The sequence below is a fragment of the Georgenia satyanarayanai genome (assembly GCF_023715365.1).
Taxonomy (GTDB): domain Bacteria; phylum Actinomycetota; class Actinomycetes; order Actinomycetales; family Actinomycetaceae; genus Oceanitalea; species Oceanitalea satyanarayanai_B.
Map to the genome: position 1 here is coordinate 270,137 of NZ_JAMBNZ010000002.1, position 16,626 is coordinate 286,762.

Below are 16,626 nucleotides of genomic sequence, written 5' to 3' on the forward strand. Positions count from 1 at the left end.
TCAAGGGCTCAGCCTTCACGGCGCCAGCGCGACGTAGGCGCCCTCAAGGAGGGCGGGGTCGGGTCCCTCGAGGCGGCCGGGGCGGCCGATGCCGTCGAGCACGACGAAGCGGAGGGTGGCACCGCGGGTCTTCTTGTCGCGGCCCATGGCCTGGAGGAGATCGGGCCAGCGGTCCTGGCGGTAGGCCGTCGGCAGGCCCAGGGAGTCGAGCACCTCCCGGTGCCGGGCGACGTCGGCGCCCGGCAGCCGTCCGGCGGCCCGGCCCAGCTCGGCGGCGAAGACCATGCCGACGGCCACCGCGTCCCCGTGGCGCCAGCGGAAGTCCTCGCTCAGCTCGATGGCGTGGGCGAGGGTGTGCCCGTAGTTGAGGAACTCCCGGCGCCCGGCCTCGCGGAGGTCCTCGGAGACGACCTCCGCCTTGACCTGGACCGCGCGGCGCACCAGCTCGGCAAGCACGTCGGAGCTTGCGTCACGTGCGGCGGCACCGGCGTCCGCCTCGACGAGCTCGAGGATGCGGGGGTCGGCGATGAAGCCTGCCTTGACGACCTCCGCCAGTCCGGCGGCGTGGTCCTCGGGCGGGAGGGTGGCGAGGGTGTCGAGGTCGCAGACGACGGCGCGCGGGGAGTGGAAGGCGCCGACGAGGTTCTTTCCCTCGGGAGTGTTGATCGCGGCCTTGCCGCCGACGGCGGCGTCGACCATGCCGAGGAGCGTGGTGGGCACGTGGATGACGGCGACCCCGCGCAGCCAGGAGGCCGCGACGAAGCCGGCGAGGTCCGTGGCCGCTCCCCCGCCGAGCCCCACGACGAGGTCCTGGCGGGTGAAGGCAGCGAGGCCCAGGCGCGACCACAGCTCGGTGAGGACGGCGGCCGTCTTGGCCTGCTCACCGTCCGGCACGAGGGCGGGGTGGACCTCGTGGCCCGCGGCCTCGAGCGCGGCGCCGAGCCGCGCCGCCCGCTCGGCGAGCGGGGCCTGGTGGACGAGGAGCACGCGCCGCGGCTCCTCGCCCACGGCCGCGGTCACCTCACGGTCCAGGCCGCGGCCGATGACGACCTCGTAGTCGTGCTCGGCCCGGACCGGCACGCGCGCCTCGGTCACGCCTCGCTCCGCGGGCGCAGGTCGCCGCGTTCGAGCGCCTCGGCGACGAGGGTGGCGAGCCGCTCGACGGGCTCGGTGTCGGTGTCGACGACGAGGCCGGCGACCTCCTGGTACAGCGGGCGGCGGGAGTCCATAAGGGCCTTCCACCGGGCGCGGGGGCTCTCGACGAGGAGCGGGCGCGCACCGGACAGGCCGACGCGCGGCAGCGCCTTGGCCATGGAGACCTCGAGGTAGACGACGGGCACGGAGAGCAGCGCGGCGCGGGTGTCGGGGTGCTCGACCGCTCCCCCGCCCAGCGCCACGACGCCGTCGTGCTCGGCCAGCGCCCGCAGCACCTCGGCGTGCTCGAGCGCGCGGAAGTGCGGCTCGCCGTCGTCGATGAAGATGTCGCTGATGGTGCGGCCCTCGCGGCGTTCGACGGCGTCGTCGGTGTCGAGGAGCTCGACGCCGAGCAGCCGCGCGAGGACCTGGCCGACCGTGGACTTGCCCGCTCCGGGCGGGCCCACGAGGACGACGTGGGCGCGGGAGGTGGGCCCGCTCACCGCATGCCCTCCGGGATCGACTCGAGGTAGGCGGTGAGGTTGCGGGCACACTCGGCGACGGAGTCGCCGCCGGTCTTCTCCAGCAGCGCCTCGGCGAGGACGAGGGCCACCATCGCCTCGGCGACGACGGCGGCCGGGGCCACCGCGCAGACGTCCGAGCGCTGGTGGATGGCCGTGGCGGCCTCACCGGTGGACACGTCGATGGTCCGCAGGGCACGGGGCACGGTGGAGATGGGCTTGAGCGCGGCGCGCACGCGCAGCACCTCGCCGTTGCTCATGCCGCCCTCGACGCCGCCGGCGCGGTTGGTCGTGCGGTGCACGCCGTCGGCCTCGCGGACGATCTCGTCGTGGGCGACGGAGCCGCGGCGGCGGGCGGTGCGGAAGCCGTCCCCGACCTCGACGCCCTTGATCGCCTGGATGCCCATGACGGCGCCCGCGAGACGCGAGTCAAGCTTGCGGTCCCCGTGGACGAAGGAGCCCAGGCCGGGCGGCAGCCCGTAGGCGAGCACCTCGACGACGCCGCCGAGGGTGTCCCCGTCCTTGCGGCACGCGTCGATCTCCTCGACCATCGCGGCCGAGGTGGCGGGGTGGAAGCAGCGGATCGGGTCCGCGTCGAGCGCGGCGACGTCGTCGGGACCGGGCGCGGGGGCGTCGTCGGGCACGTCGACGGGGCCGACGGCGACGACGTGGGAGACGAGCCGCACGCCGGCAACCTGCTCGAGGACGGCCGCGGCGAGGGCACCGAGGGCCACCCGGGCGGCGGTCTCGCGGGCGCTGGCGCGCTCGAGCACCGGCCGGGCGTCGTCCAGGGCGTACTTGGTCATGCCGACGAGATCCGCGTGGCCGGGCCGCGGCCGGGTGAGGGGACGGTTGCGCGCGATCTCACGCTGGTCCCCGGTGCCGGCGTCAACCTCGAGCAGGCTGGGGTCGACGGGGTCGGCCGACATCACCGTCTGCCACTTGGGCCACTCGGAGTTGCCGATCTCGATGGCGACGGGCCCGCCCATCGTGCGGCCGTGTCGCACTCCGCCCAGGAGGCGGACCTCGTCCTGCTCGAACTTCATCCGGGCGCCGCGGCCGTAGCCGAGCCGCCGCCGGGCGAGCACCGCGCGCAGCTCCTCGGTGGTGATCGCCACGCCCGCCGGCACGCCCTCGACCACGCCGACGAGGGCCTCGCCGTGGGACTCCCCTGCTGTCAACCAACGCATGCTGGCATCCTGCCACGCCCCGCCGACACGCCCGGTTGACGTCCGTCAGGCGGCGCGCTCACAGCCCGAGCACGGGCCCCAGGCGCACGGTGACGGCACCGGCCGCGGCGGCGCCCAGGAGCATCCACGGACCGAAGGCGATCGCCGTCGTGCGCGTGGCGCGCCCGGCGACGATGAGGACGAGCCCCGCCAGGCCGCCGAGGACGAAGGCGGCCAGCACCCCGAGCACGACGGCGCCCCAGCCCAGCCACCCGAGCCAGGCCCCGAGCAACGCCCCGAGCTTGACGTCGCCCATCCCCAGGCCCGCCGGGCGCAGCAGCGCCAGCACGAGGTACCCCAGGCCGCTGGCCGCGACCGCGAGGACGGCACGCAGCAGCGCGTCCCACGCCCCGGTGACGAGCGCGGCGACGAGGAGCAGCAGCGTGAGCGCGACGGCGGTCGGCGCCAGGACGGCGTTGGGCAGCCGGTGGCTGGCGAGGTCCTCGGCCGCGAGGAGGACACCGGCGACGGCGAGGAGCAGCGCGGGCGGCAGGTCGGCGCGCCACCCGTGGAGGAGCACGGTGAGCGCGACGGCGACGGCACAGGCCCCGGCCAGGACACCAGGGGCCTGCCACCAGCGTGCGGTGGCGCCCGGCTCAGCCGCCACGGCGGGCGAGTGCGTCGGTGAGCGCCGTCCGCATCGCCTCGAGCGGGGCCGGGCGTCCGGTCATGAGGCGCACCTGCTCGGCGGCCTGGTGGAGGAGCATCGCCCAGCCGGGCGCGACGGTGCCGCCCCCGGCGGTGAAGCCGGCGGCCAGACGGCTGGGCCACGGGTCGTAGGCGACGTCGAGCAGGACGCGTCCGGACGTGCCACCGGCGACGCCGAGGTGGTCGCCCAGCTCGTCCCCCGCGCCCGCGGGCAGGGTGGAGACGGTGATGTCCGCGGAGGTCACGGCGTCGGCGGCCTGCTCCGCCGTGGACCAACGGCGCAGGGTGACGTGGACGCCCATCCGGTGGGCCGCGCGCTGGAGCGCACCGGCCCGGGCCGGGTTGCGGACGAGGACGAGGGAGTCGGTGATGCCGAGCTCGGCGAGGGCCGCGAGGGTCGAGGCGGCGGTGGCCCCTCCCCCGAGCACGACGGCGCCGCTCGGGCGCCAGCCCTCCCGGCCGGAGGCCTCGCGCAGGGCGGCGACGATCCCGTGGACGTCGGTGTTGGCCCCGACGACGAGCCCGCGCCCCGGACCGGGCTGAACGATGAGGGTGTTGACGGCACCGACGACCTCGGCGAGCGGGTCGACGACGTCGGCCACCTCGAGGGCGACGTGCTTGAGAGGCATGGTGAGGGACAGGCCTGCCCACTCACCGTCGAGCGAGGCGACGACGCCGCGCAGCTCGTCGGCGTCGACCTCCGCGAGCCCGTAGACCCACTCGATCCCCAGGGCCGCGTAGGCGGCGCCGTGGAGGACGGGTGACAGCGAGTGCCCGACGGGCGTGCCGAGGACGGCGGCCCGCCGAGCCCCGGGCGGCAGCGTGCCGGCCGGGTGCACGTCGTAGGTGGGCAGCACGGGGCCGCCCGGCTCACCGCTGCTCACGCTCAGCCCTCGTCGTCGGTGGGGTTGGTCGCCAGCCACTCGCGGAAGAGCTCCTGGTTCTGCAGGTGCTCGGAGTAGTCCCCGGTGAAGCGCGTCTCGCCGGTGTCGAGGTTGACGGTGACGAAGTAGCACCAGTCCCCCTCGGGCGGGTCGAGGACGGCCTCGATGGCGGCGACGCCGGGGGCACCGATCGGGGTGGGCGGCAGACCGGGGTGGATCCGCGTGTTGTACGGGTTGTCCGCGTTGTCCAGCTCGGAGCGCTCGGGCACACCGCCGGAGCGTCCCAGGCCGTAGTTGATCGTCGAGTCCATGCCGATGAGGCCGTCGTCGCTGCAGTTCTGCAGCCGGTTCTCCAGGACCCGCGCGACCTTCCCGCGGTCCTCGTCGCGGTTGACCTCGTGCTCGATGATCGAGGCGCGCGTGAGGACGTCGTGCTGCTCGTCGGCGGGCACGTCGAGGGTCTCGAAGGTGCTCGTCGTCTGGGCGACCATCGCGGCGAGGATGGCGGTCGCGTCGGCGTCCGGCTCCAGGGTGTAGGTCGCGGCGGCGAACCAGCCCTCGGGGTTCTCCGCGGCCTGCTCGGGCAGGCCGATCGCCTCGCGGTCCGCGGCGGCGGCCTCGACCTCCTCGAGCGGGATCTGGGCGACGCCGGCGATGCGTTCGTAGATCTGCTCGGCGCGCCAGCCCTCGGGCACGGTGATGCGCAGCTCGGACTTGTTCGCGGGGTTGAGCAGGGCGTTGACGGCGTCCTCGGCCCGCATCTGCTCCATGAGCTCGTAGGTGCCGGGCTGGATCTGCGCGGCGTCCGGGTTGGCGCTGAAGGCCTGGACGAAGGCCCGCTCGGAGGCGACGACGCCGGCCTCGACGAGCGTGGTGCCCATCGCGGCGCCGGTGGCCCCCTCCTCGATGACGACGGGCACGCTGCCCGAGCCGGGGCCGGGGTAGTCCTCGCCGGCGGTGTCGTCGGGGCGGTCGAGGAGCGTGCGGACGGCGAGGAACGCACCGAACCCGAGAGCACCCACGAGCAGCAGGCTGAGCACGACGGCGACGGCGGTGCGCCGCCGACGGCGACGCTTGCGCTCGGCACGGTCACGTCGGGCGGAGCGCCGCTCGACGGACGAGCGGGGCTCGGGCTCATCGGCCAGCAGGGCCTGGTCGAAGAGGTCGCTCACGCCTCTGCCTCCATTCCGTGGTCGACGAGCTCCCCCGCCGGCTGACCTGTCCGGCGCTCCTGGTCCAGGGCTGCCTGGAGGATCATGACGGCGGCAACCTGGTCGACCACCGCCCGGTGGCGTCGCCCCGGTCGGCCCGACCGGTGCAGCGCCTGGTGGGCGCTGACGGTCGTCAGCCGCTCGTCGACGAGCCTGACGGGCACGGGGTCGCACGCTCGCGCCAGCTCCTCAGCGTACTCCCGCGCCAGCGCGGCAGCATGCCCTTCGGCGCCGGACAGCTGCCGGGGCAGACCGACGACGACGCCCGTGGCCTCCAGGTCGCGGACGATCTCGGCGACACGCCGCAGCTGGGCAGGGCGCTCACCGGTCACGGTCTCGACCGGGGTGGCGAGCAGCCCGTCGGCGTCGCTGCGGGCCAGACCGACCCGCACCGCTCCGACGTCCACGCCCACGCGGACGCCGCGGACAAAGGCCGAGGCCTGGTCGGTCATCGAGCGACCACGCCCCGCACGTCGTCCAGCACGCCGTCGAGAGCGGACGGGACAGCTGCCGGGTCGGTGCCACCGCCCTGCGCGACGTCGTCCTTGCCGCCGCCGCCACCGCCGAGGCGGCCGGCGGCGCCGCGCACGAGCTGGCCGGCCCGCAGGCCCGCCTCGCGTGCCGCGGCGTTCGTGGCGATGACGACCGCCGGGCGGCCGTTGCTCGTGCCCGCGACCGCGACGACGGCGGGACGCGCCTCGCCGAGCCGTCCCCGGACGTCGAGGACCAGGGTGCGCAGGTCGTCTCCGCCGGCGACCTCACCGGCGTCGTGGACGACGACGAGAGTGCCGTCGACGTCCTGGGCGGAGTCGGCCAGCGTGCCGGCGCCGGCGAGGAGCTGCTGGCGCCGGACGGCGGCGAGCTCCTTCTCGGCGGCCTTGAGGCGGCTCATGAGGGAGGACACGCGCTCGGGCAGCTCCTCGGGGCGGCCGCCGAGCAGGCTGGTGACCTGGCCGACGAGCGCGTGCTCGCGGGCCTGGTAGCCGTAAGCGCCGGCGCCGACGAGGGCGTCGACGCGGCGGACGCCCGAGCCGATGGAGGACTCCCCGAGCAGCGTCACGCGGCCGATGTTGCCGGTGCGGGGCACGTGGGTGCCGGCGCACAGCTCGCGCGACCAGTCCCCGCCGATGGACACGACCCGCACGCGTGAGCCGTACTTCTCCCCGAACAGTGCCATGGCGCCGGACGCCTTGGCGTCCTCGATGTCCATCACCGCGTCGGTGACGTCGAGGTCCTCGGCGAGCAGGGTGTTGACCCGCTCCTCGATCTCGCCGATGACGGCGGAGGGCACCTGGGCGCCGTGGCGGAAGTCGAGGCGCAGGCGGGAGGGCGCGTTCTCCGAGCCGGCCTGGGTGGCCTGCTCGCCGAGCGACTCGTGCAGCGCCTTGTGGACCATGTGGGTGGCCGAGTGCGCGCGGGCGATCGCCGTGCGGCGCGCGGCGTCGATGCTCGCGACACCCGTCTCGTCCAGGGTGACGGTGCCCTCGGTGAGCCGGCCACGGTGGACGACGAGGCCCTTGACCGGGGCCTGGACGTCGTCGACCGTGACGATCCCGCCGCCCTGGAGCCGGATGGTGCCCTGGTCGGCGAGCTGGCCGCCGGCCTCGGCGTAGAACGGCGTGCGGTCGAGGACGACCTCGACGTCGGCGGGGGCCGTGGCGGCGGGCACCGGCCGGCCGTCGACGAGGAGGCCGACCAGCCGGGCCTCCGCCGTCGTGTCGGTGTAGCCGAGGAACAGCGTGCTGCCGCCCAGGCGGTCCTGGAGCTCGCGGTAGTGGGCCGGGTCCACGTGGCCGGACTTCTTCGCCAGCGCGTCGGCGCGGGCCCGCTCGCGCTGCTCGGCCATGAGGTCCCGGAAGCCCTGCTCGTCCACGGCCACGCCCTGCTCGGCGGCCATCTCGAGGGTGAGGTCGATCGGGAACCCGTAGGTGTCGTGGAGGGCGAAGGCGTCGGTGCCGGGCAGCTGCGGGCGTCCGGCCTCACCGGCGGCGGACTTGGCCCGGCCGACGGCGGTGTCGAGGATCGTCGTGCCGGCGACGAGCGTGCGGCGGAAGGCCTCCTCCTCGCCGTAGGCGACGTCGCTGATGGTGGCGAAGTCCCGCTCGAGCTCGGGGTAGGACAGGGACATCGCGTCCTTGACCACGGGCAGCAGCTCGGGCAGGACGGGCTCGTCGACGCCGAGCAGGCGCACCGAGCGCACCGCGCGCCGGATGAGCCGGCGCAGCACGTAGCCGCGCCCGTCGTTGCCCGGGCGCACGCCGTCGCCGATGAGCATGAGGGCCGAGCGGACGTGGTCGGCGACGATGCGCATGCGCACGTCGTCCTCGCCGTCGGCGCCGTAGCGGCGACCGGTGAGCTCCTGGGTCGTGGCGATGAGCGGGTAGACCTCGTCGGTCTCGTACATGTTCGCCTTGCCCTGGAGCAGGTAGGCGATGCGCTCCAGGCCGGCGCCGGTGTCGATGCTCTTCTGCTCGAGCTCACGGATCAGCGGGTAGTTCTTGCCGGTGCCCTCGCCGCGGAGGAACTGGTCGAAGACGAGGTTCCAGATCTCGAGGTAGCGGTCGCCGCCGGGGTCGACCGTGCCGCCCTCGGCCTCGGGGCCGAACTCCGGGCCGCGGTCGTAGTGGAACTCCGCGCAGGGGCCGGCGGGGCCGGGCTGGCCGGTGTCCCAGAAGTTCTCCTCGCGAGGCAGGCGCACGATGTGCCCCTCGTCCACGCCGATGCTCGTGAGCGCACTGTGCGCCTCGGTGTCCTGGTCCCAGGTCGTCACCCACAGGCGGTCGCCGTCCAGCCCGTACCCGCCGTCGGCCTGGGAGGTGGTGAGCAGGTCCCAGGCGAAGCCGATCGCCCCCTCCTTGAAGTAGTCACCGAAGGAGAAGTTGCCGTTCATCTGGAAGAACGTGCCGTGGCGCGTGGTGCGTCCGACGTTCTCGATGTCGTTGGTGCGCAGGCACTTCTGGACCGAGGCGACACGCGGCCACGGCGCCTCCTGCGTCCCGACGATGTAGGGGATGAAGGGCACCATGCCGGCGATCGTGAAGAGGATCGACGGGTCCGGCGACACGAGCGGCACGCTCGGCGCGATGTGGTGGTCGTGCTTGGCGAAGTACTCGAGCCAGCGGGAGCGGATCTCGGCGGTGCGCAATGGGACCTCGGGGGAAGGGTCGGGAGGGACGAAGTGTGTCAGTGGCGGTCGTCGCGGGCACGGGCCGCGGCCTCGACGACGGCGTCGTCGGGCAGCAGGCGCTCGCGCAGCTCGGCCTCACGGTCGGCGTAGTCGGTGCGGAAGCCGGCCACGCGGGCCCGGACGCCGTCGGCGACGGACTCCAGCCGGGCACCCACACCGCGGCGCACGGCCGGGGTGGCGAGCGCGACGACGGCGAGGACCGTGAGGCCGACAACGGCGGTGCGACGCATCAGGCGCCCCGCCGGAAGACCCGCCGCACGGCGTAGGAGAAGGCGGCCACCTTGATGAGCGGGCCCCCGACGGTGGCGGAGACGAGCGTCGTGAGGGCCGAGACGTTCTGGGAGACCTCGGTCGCGGCAGTCGTGACGGCGTCGACCTTGGCCAGCTGGGCGTTGCTCGCCGCGATGGTGGCGGCGGCCTCGTCGACGACGGGCAGGGTGTGAGCGGTGATCTCACGGACCGAGTCGGTCGCGGCGTCGAGCACCTTGCCGACCTTGAGGAGGGGGACGGCGAGGAAAGCCACGAGCGCGAGGAACGCGACGGCTGCCACGATCCCGGCGATGTCGCCGATGTTCATCTGCAGGCTCCTTGGTCTGGCGGGTGCTGCGGGAAGGCTACCCGGAAATGTCCGCGCCCCGGGCACCGGCGTGGCCGGCGCCCGGGGCGCAGTGTCGAGCAGGGAGGGTCAGCGCGAGTAGTACTCGACGACCAGCTGCACGTCGCAGGTGACGGGGACCTCGTCGCGCTTGGGGCGACGGACGAGCTGGACCCGGAGCTTCTCCAGCGCGACGTCGAGGTAGCCCGGGACGTCCGGCAGGACGTCGCGGTGCGCACCGGCGGCGGCGATCTGGAAGGGCGTCATGGTCTGGCTCTTCGGCTTGACCTGGACGACCTGGCCCGGCTTCACGCGGAAGGAGGGGCGGTCGACGAGCTTGCCGTCCACGAGGATGTGGCGGTGCACGACGGCCTGGCGGGCCTGGGCGATCGTGCGGGCGAAGCCGGCGCGGAGCACGAGGGCGTCCAGACGCATCTCGAGCAGCTCGACCAGCGACTCACCGGTCAGGCCGGACTCCTTGCGGGCCTCCTCGAAGACGCGCGTCATCTGGGCCTCGCGAAGGCCGTACTGCGCGCGCAGACGCTGCTTCTCCTTGAGACGGACGGCGTAGTCGGACTCGGTCCGACGACGGGCGCGGCCGTGCTCACCGGGCGGGTAGGGGCGCTTCTCGAAGTGCTTGACCGCCTTGGGGGTCAGCGCGATGCCGAGGGCGCGGGACAGGCGCACCTGGCGGCGCGACCGTGCCTGGTTGTTCTTGCTCATGGGTGTACTTCCTGTCGTTGTGACGTCACGCGAGCGGGAGGACTCCCCTCGCGTGGGGCCGACCATTGAAGGCTGGGACCCCAGGTGGCTGCCCGAAGGCAACCGGACAAGACTACCAGCGCCGCCCCACGCCCAGCGGAGCCCCCCTGTGACCTCCGCCGCACCCAGCGACGCTCCCCCGCTGCCGGCCCCCTCACCGCCCACCCCCCGCGTCGAGAGCTGAGTTCTTACGGAGGAACACGTCAGCTCTCGACGCGAAGGAACGGGGCGGGTGGCTCAGGCACCGCCGTCGGGGTCGGTCAGCCGCTGCCGAGGATGTCGCGGATGCGCTCGAGGCGGGTCGTGATGTCGCGCTCCAGGCCCCGCGGGCGGGGCTCGTAGTAGCGGCGCCCGACGAGCTCGTCGGGCAGGTACTGCTGGGGGGCGATGGCGTGGGGAACGTCGTGGGCATAGACGTACTCGGTGCCGTGGCCGAGCTTCTTCGCCCCCGCGTAGTGCGAGTCGCGCAGGTGCGGCGGGACGGGCCCGGCCTTGCCGGCACGCACGTCGGCGATGGCCTCGCCGATCGCGCGGTAGGAAGCGTTGGACTTGGGCGCGGTCGCGACGTGGACGACGGCCTGGGCCAGGACGAGGCCGCCCTCCGGCATCCCGATGAACGCGACGGCCTCCGCCGCGGCGACAGCGGTGTGGAGCGCCGTCGGGTCGGCCATGCCGACCTCCTCGGCGGCCGCGATGACGATGCGGCGGGCGATGAAGCGGGGGTCCTCCCCCGCGACGATCATCCGGGCGAGGTAGTGGAGCGCGGCGTCGACGTCCGAGCCGCGCATCGACTTGATGAAGGCGCTGGTGACGTCGTAGTGCTGGTCGCCGTCGCGGTCGTAGCGTACGGCCGCGACGTCGATGGCCCGCTCCATGGTCGGCAGGTCGATCGTGTCGGCGTCGTCCGCGGCGCCGGCGGCGGCCTCGAGGATGGTCAGCGCCTTGCGGGCGTCGGCGCCGGCGAGCCGGACGAGGTGGTCGAGGGCGTCGCCGGCGAGCTCGTAGCGGCCGGCCAGGCCGCGCTCGTCCGCCAGCGCCCGCGCGACGAGTGCGCGGATGTCCTGCTCCTCCAGCGGCTGGAGGGTGAGGAGCAGGGACCGGGACAGCAGCGGGGAGATGACGGAGAAGCTCGGGTTCTCCGTCGTCGCCGCGACGAGGGTGACCCAGCCGTTCTCGACCGACGGGAGGAGGGCGTCCTGCTGGGTCTTGGAGAAGCGGTGCACCTCGTCGATGAACAGGACGGTCTCGCCGCCGGTGCTCACGAGGCGCCGTCGGGCGTCCTCGACGACCTGTCGGACGTCCTTGACGCCGGCCGTCACGGCGGACAGCTCGACGAAGCGGCGGCCGGACGCGTGGGCGACGAGGTAGGCGAGCGTCGTCTTCCCGGTGCCCGGCGGCCCCCAGAGGATGACCGAGGACGCGCGCGAGCTGCCGCCCGGCTCGACGAGCCGCCGCAGCGGCGCGCCCGGCCTGAGGAGGTGCTCCTGCCCGACGACCTCGGAGAGGGACGCGGGACGCATCCGCACGGCGAGCGGCGCGTCCGGACGGGCGGCGGGGGTGCCGGCGTCGTCGGCGCCCACGGAGTCGAAGAGGTCCACGACCGGAGCCTACGTCGCGTCGTCGGGTGCGAGCGTCGGCGCGGGATCCGGCTGTCGGTGAGAAAAGGACGGCGGACGGAAGGCGGCCCGGGCGGGATCCGGCTGCCGGCGAGCGAGGGACGGCGGAGGTCAGGCCGAGCGGCCGGGAACCGGCTGTCGGCGAGGGAGGGAGGTCTCGGGTCAGATGCGGGCGCCGCGGGCGCGGCTTCGGACGCGGCGCTCCCACCGGTCCATCTCCGAACGCAGCGGGGAGGCGAGGAACTCCCCCAGCGTGACGCCGGCAGCCAGCGCAAGGCCGACCGACAGCGCCCGGATCGCCAGCTGCCCGCCACCGATGACGTCGCCGCCCTCGATGAAGTCGAACATCGCGGCGTAGATCGCCAGGCCCGGCAACATCGGCGTCACCCCGCACACGGAGACGACGAGGCTGGGCAGTCGCCCGCGGTCCCCGATGACCCCGGCGAGCAGGCCGACGAGCAGGGCCGCGAAGAAGGCAGCTCCGGCCGGCCCGAGCCACAGGGCGTCGACGGCGTAGTAGACCCCCGCCGCGACGGCGCCGACGAGCGAGATGAGCCAGATGTTCGAGGCGCGCGTGTACGACGCGACCGCCCAGGACCCCGCGATGACGCCGCCGCAGAGGATCTGGACCAGGCCCGGCGGCGCGTTGCCGAAGACGTCACCGATGTACAGCGGCACCCCCAGCCGCCGTCCGAGGTCGAGGACGAAGCCGATCCCGACGACGAGCCCCACCGTGTAGAGCGCCACCTCGAAGGACTTCGCGGCCGCGGTCAGCGGGTACCCGGAGATCGCGTCCTCGGCGGCGCCGACGAGCTGCATCCCGGCGAGGAGGACGACCATCCCCGAGGCGACGACGAGCGACGGCGGCAGCACCGCCCGGTCCCAGCCGAAGGTGTCCTGCCCCCAGAGCAGCGCGATCGCCACGAGCGTCGCGATCCCGGCGCCCATGGCCTGCTGGAAGAGGTAGGGCAAGCCCCAGCGGCGCAGGGCGCGCAGCACGCGGTCGATGAGGGCCGTGGTGCAAGCCGCGACGATGGCCACCTGCCACCCGCCACCGAGCAGCCCGGCGACTCCCGCCGCCATGACACCCAGCGCGAGGGTGACGACCCAGCGGCGGTAGGGGTGCGGGGAGTCGAGGACCTCCTCCAGGCGCGCGTGGGCGCGCTCGAGCGGCAGCCGGCCGGCGGCCGCGCCCTCGACCATGGCGAAGAGGTCGGCGAGGCGGCTGTAGTCAGAGGTGCGGACGTTGATGACCCGCATCTTGGTGATGGGGTCGTCGTCGCGGTCGATGGACGCCGAGATCGAGATGAAGGTGATGTCGACGTGGCAGTTCGTGACTCCGTAGGCGGCCGCGAGCCGCAGCAGCGCCGCGGTGACGTCGGCGACGGGCGCGCCCGTCGCGATCATCGCCTCCCCCACCCGCAGGACGAGGTCGAGGACCGAGCGCTCGGTCTCCGCGGCGAGGTCGGACTGCCGGCGGCGCGTGGACAGGGCGAGCGTGGGCGGGCCGCTGCCGGCCACCACCCGGCGCGCCCGTTCACGCAGGATCGACTCGCGACGGACGTGGCCCGCCGCGCGCGGCGGGCCGTGGGAAGCGGTGTCGGGTTCGGGAGTCGTCGCCACGACTCCGACGCTACGGCACCGGACCGTCACGGGACGAGCGCCCCGGCCGCTGTGACGGCGTCCACGGTGAGAGACTGACCGCCGTGTTCGATGCACTTGCCCGCGGCGTCATCCGTCGCCCCCGGACGACGCTCGCCGTGTGGGGGTTCCTCGTCGTGTCCTGCCTCGCCCTCGCCCTCGGGGCGGTCGGCGACGGCCTCTTCCCGAGCCTCCACTCCGGGGAGCCCCGCGTACCCGGGGCCGAGAGCCAGGAGGGCCGCGACATCCTCGCGTCCTCGTCCGAGGGCGGGGAGGAGGTGTCCCTGCTCGTCCAGGGCACCGACCTCGAGGACCCGGACGTCGCCGCCGACCTCGCCGCCGCGCTCATCGCGGTCCGTCAGGAGGTCGAGGCGCTCGACGGCGTCACCGGGGTCATCGACCCCTTCCTCGCGCCCGAGGGGCCGCAGGACCCGCTCGTCGCCTCCCTCGTCTCCACGTCGGGCGACGGGTTCCTCCTCATCGCCGAGCTCGACCCTGGGCTCGACGACGGCGGCGACGCCCGCAGGGCAGTGGAGGATCGCCTCGAGGAGGTGCCCGCCGAGCTCTCCGCCGCCGCGCCGGACGCCAGCGGGATCGTCTCGAGCACCGAGCGTGTCGTCTCGGCCGTCACCGACCGGGTGGAGGCCGACCTCGCCCGCGGCGAGGCCATCGCGCTGCCGCTGTCCCTCCTCGTCATGGTCCTCGTCTTCGGCGGCTTCCTGGCCGCGAGCATGCCGCTCGTCGGCGCGCTCGCCTCCATCGCCGGGGGGCTCGGCGCGCTCCTCGGCTTCGCCCAGGTCATCGAGCTCGACGCCGTCGTCGTCAACGTCGTCACGGTGCTCGGGCTGGGACTGTCGATCGACTACGGGCTGCTCATCGTCTCCCGCTACCGGGAGGAGATCGCCGACGTCGTCGCATCGACCGCGAGCACCGGCCTGCCGCTGCGCCGCCGCCGGCGCCGCGCCCACGGTCGGGCCGCCGTCGAGGAGGCCGTGCGCCGGACCGTGCGGACCGCCGGGCGCACCGTGACCTTCTCGGCGGTGACGATCGCGGTCGCGATCAGCGCCCTCATGCTTCTGTCCCCCGACATCCTGCGCTCGCTCGGCGCGGCCGGGGTGTCCGTCGTCGTCATCGCCCTCGCCACGGCGCTCACGCTCGTGCCCGCCCTGCTCGTCCTGCTCGGCGGACGGCTCCAGCGTCCCTCCGTGCTCTCCCGCGTGCCGGCGGTTTACCGGGTGCTCGAGCGCCTCGGTGACGTCGCCCCGGAGGACGGGGTGTTCTCACGGCTCGCGCGCGGCGTCCACCGGCGCCCGTGGCTCGTCATCGCCGGCGTCGTCGCCGTGCTCGGGCTGCTGGCCTCCCCGGTGCTCGGGCTGCAGCTGCGCAACTCGACGACCGACCTCATCCCGGCGAGCTCGGACCAGCGGAAGTTCATCACCGTGCTCGGCGAGGACTACCCGGCCGCGACCACCCCGCCCGTCCTCGTCGTCGCCGACACCGACGCCGCGACCGCGCAGACCTGGGCCCAGGAGGTCGCGGCACTCCCCGACGTCACCGGCGTGGGCGAGGCGACTCCCACGGAGTCCGGTGAGCACGTCGTCCTCGGCGTCGACATCGCGTCCGGTGACGCGGGCGGGGAGGTGGCGACCGACGTCGTCCACGCGATCCGCGACCTCGACCCCGGTTTCCCCACGTGGGTCGTGGGCCAGGCCGCCAACCAGGTCGACTTCATGGCAGCGGTCGCCGACGGCCTGCCACTCGCCGGCGGGCTCGTCCTGCTCGCCGTCGTCGTCCTTCTCTTCCTCATGACCGGCTCGGTCCTCATCCCGGTCAAGGCCGTCCTCGTCAACGCGCTCGGCCTGGCCGCGGCGCTGGGCGTGACGACGTGGGTCTTCCAGGAGGGCCACCTGTCGGGCCTGCTCGGCTTCACGCCGATCGGCGGGCTGGAGACCTACGTCGTCGTGGTCGTCGTCGCCTTCGGCTTCGGGCTGGCGATGGACTACGAGGTGTTCCTTCTCGCGCGCATCAAGGAGTACTGGGACGCCGGCCACGACAACGACACCGCCGTCGAGCACGGCCTGCAGCGCTCTGGACGGATCATCACCTCCGCCGCGCTCATCATCACGCTCGTCTTCCTCGGCTTCGTCGCCGGGGAGCTCATGGTCATCAAGCAGGTGGGCTTCGCGCTGGCGGTCACCGTGCTCGTCGACGCGACGCTCGTGCGGATGCTGCTCGTCCCCGCGACGATGACGGTCCTCGGGACGTGGAACTGGTGGGCCCCGGCGCCGCTGCGTCGCCTCCACGACAGGATCGGCATCACCCACTGACCGGCCGGGGGCGACGAGATCCCGCCACAACGACACTCACGGGAGCGCGACACACCGGGCGACACGCCGCACCGCCGCCCCTGCGAGCCACGGTTGTGGCGGGATCCGAACGCTCGTGATGAACCCAGGCTTGATCCGGCCGGATCTAGGCTCAGGCCTTGCCCACGATGTTCTCCACCTCCTGGCCGACGGCGTAGCCCAGGCGCGTGTAGATGCGGCGGGCGGCGTCGTTGTCGGTCCAGATGCCGTAGTGGACGAGTGGGTGGTCCTCCAGCGCCCACCGGGTGACGGCGGCCATCATCGCGCTGCCGACGCCGCGGCGGCGCCAGCTCGTGTCCGTGCCGAGCCCGGAGAGGTGGACGGGACCACCCTCGGGCGCGTTGACGGCGACGACGCCGCGCAGCACGCCGTCGTCGTCGCGGTAGCCCCACCACCGCAGGTCGGGGTCGGCGGGGTCGGCGCTCGTGTCCGGGTTGGCGCGGGACAGGCAGGCGCGCACCTCCTCGGCCGCGGCGGGACCCGTCACCGGGCCGACCCGCTCCTCCCCCGGCTGGCGCGGCGGCACGGCGGCGGACCACATCCAGTCCCACACCGGCCCGGCCTGCAGGCCGAGCCGCTCGCGTGCGTCCGCCGGGACAAGGTCCCACGCGCCACGGGTGAGCAGGCCGAAGGGCACGGGAGGGACGCCGTCGGCGGCGGCGCGGGAGAGCGCGGACGCGAGTGCGTCCGGCTCGCCCGCGCCCACGAGCTGCTGCCGCTCACCGGCGGCGCGGCGCACCCGCACGAGCAGGAGGGTCGCGCCGTCGGCGTCCCAGGCCTGCTCCTCCTGCCAGCGGCTGGCGTTGGCGCGGAGGAAAAGGTGACGCCTCAC

Annotated in this window: 15 protein-coding genes; 1 reads left to right on the top strand and 14 read right to left on the bottom strand. The window is 74.3% G+C overall.

Annotation, left to right across the window (positions count from 1 at the left end; translation table 11 throughout):
- Positions 1-15 precede the first annotated feature (15 nt).
- The 13 genes from aroB to M3148_RS03560 form a co-directional block, all read right to left on the bottom strand.
- Positions 16-1,095 (bottom strand): 3-dehydroquinate synthase, encoded by a 1,080-nt coding sequence (aroB, locus tag M3148_RS03500; protein WP_251303249.1) that lies wholly within the window; start codon positions 1,093-1,095, stop codon positions 16-18.
- Positions 1,092-1,637, bottom strand: a complete 546-nt coding sequence (locus tag M3148_RS03505; RefSeq protein ID WP_251303250.1) for a shikimate kinase — start codon at positions 1,635-1,637, stop codon at positions 1,092-1,094. Before M3148_RS03505 ends, aroB begins: the two co-directional genes overlap by 4 nt.
- A complete protein-coding gene (gene aroC, locus M3148_RS03510) occupies positions 1,634-2,845 on the bottom strand; it encodes a chorismate synthase (RefSeq protein WP_251303251.1) in 1,212 nt (403 codons plus the stop codon). The genes M3148_RS03505 and aroC overlap by 4 nt, the downstream gene beginning before the upstream one ends.
- A gap of 58 nt (positions 2,846-2,903) precedes the next feature.
- Positions 2,904-3,491, bottom strand: coding sequence for a prepilin peptidase (locus M3148_RS03515; protein WP_251303252.1), 588 nt, complete (start codon positions 3,489-3,491; stop codon positions 2,904-2,906).
- A complete protein-coding gene (locus M3148_RS03520; protein WP_308203205.1) occupies positions 3,481-4,416 on the bottom strand; it encodes a shikimate dehydrogenase in 936 nt (311 codons plus the stop codon). Before M3148_RS03520 ends, M3148_RS03515 begins: the two co-directional genes overlap by 11 nt.
- Positions 4,417-4,418: 2 nt before the next feature.
- Positions 4,419-5,588, bottom strand: a complete 1,170-nt coding sequence (mltG, locus tag M3148_RS03525; RefSeq protein WP_251303253.1) for an endolytic transglycosylase MltG — start codon at positions 5,586-5,588, stop codon at positions 4,419-4,421.
- Positions 5,585-6,079 (bottom strand): Holliday junction resolvase RuvX, encoded by a 495-nt coding sequence (gene ruvX, locus M3148_RS03530; protein WP_251303254.1) that lies wholly within the window; start codon positions 6,077-6,079, stop codon positions 5,585-5,587. Before ruvX ends, mltG begins: the two co-directional genes overlap by 4 nt.
- Positions 6,076-8,772: an alanine--tRNA ligase gene (gene alaS / locus M3148_RS03535; RefSeq protein WP_251303255.1), complete on the bottom strand. Its 2,697-nt coding sequence runs from the start codon at positions 8,770-8,772 to the stop codon at positions 6,076-6,078. Before alaS ends, ruvX begins: the two co-directional genes overlap by 4 nt.
- Before the next feature lie 38 nt (positions 8,773-8,810).
- On the bottom strand, positions 8,811-9,044 hold the full coding sequence (locus tag M3148_RS03540; protein ID WP_251303256.1) for a hypothetical protein: 234 nt from the start codon (positions 9,042-9,044) through the stop codon (positions 8,811-8,813).
- Positions 9,044-9,391 carry a DUF948 domain-containing protein gene (locus M3148_RS03545; protein WP_251303257.1) on the bottom strand — a complete coding sequence of 116 codons (348 nt, stop codon included), beginning with the start codon at positions 9,389-9,391 and terminating at the stop codon, positions 9,044-9,046. The genes M3148_RS03540 and M3148_RS03545 overlap by 1 nt, the downstream gene beginning before the upstream one ends.
- A gap of 108 nt (positions 9,392-9,499) precedes the next feature.
- Positions 9,500-10,132, bottom strand: coding sequence for a 30S ribosomal protein S4 (gene rpsD / locus M3148_RS03550; RefSeq protein WP_110851040.1), 633 nt, complete (start codon positions 10,130-10,132; stop codon positions 9,500-9,502).
- 299 nt (positions 10,133-10,431) lie between these two features.
- A complete protein-coding gene (locus M3148_RS03555) occupies positions 10,432-11,769 on the bottom strand; it encodes a replication-associated recombination protein A (RefSeq protein ID WP_251303258.1) in 1,338 nt (445 codons plus the stop codon).
- Positions 11,770-11,949: 180 nt separating this feature from the next.
- Positions 11,950-13,410, bottom strand: coding sequence for a threonine/serine ThrE exporter family protein (locus M3148_RS03560; RefSeq protein WP_251303259.1), 1,461 nt, complete (start codon positions 13,408-13,410; stop codon positions 11,950-11,952).
- Positions 13,411-13,493: 83 nt separating this feature from the next.
- Here M3148_RS03560 and M3148_RS03565 point away from each other — a divergent pair, with 83 nt between their 5' ends.
- Positions 13,494-15,755, top strand: a complete 2,262-nt coding sequence (locus M3148_RS03565; RefSeq protein ID WP_251303260.1) for an MMPL family transporter — start codon at positions 13,494-13,496, stop codon at positions 15,753-15,755.
- A 151-nt stretch (positions 15,756-15,906) separates the two neighbouring features.
- Here the strand turns inward: M3148_RS03565 and M3148_RS18265 are convergent, their stop codons facing one another.
- Positions 15,907-16,626, bottom strand: coding sequence for a GNAT family N-acetyltransferase (locus tag M3148_RS18265; protein ID WP_251303261.1), 720 nt, complete (start codon positions 16,624-16,626; stop codon positions 15,907-15,909).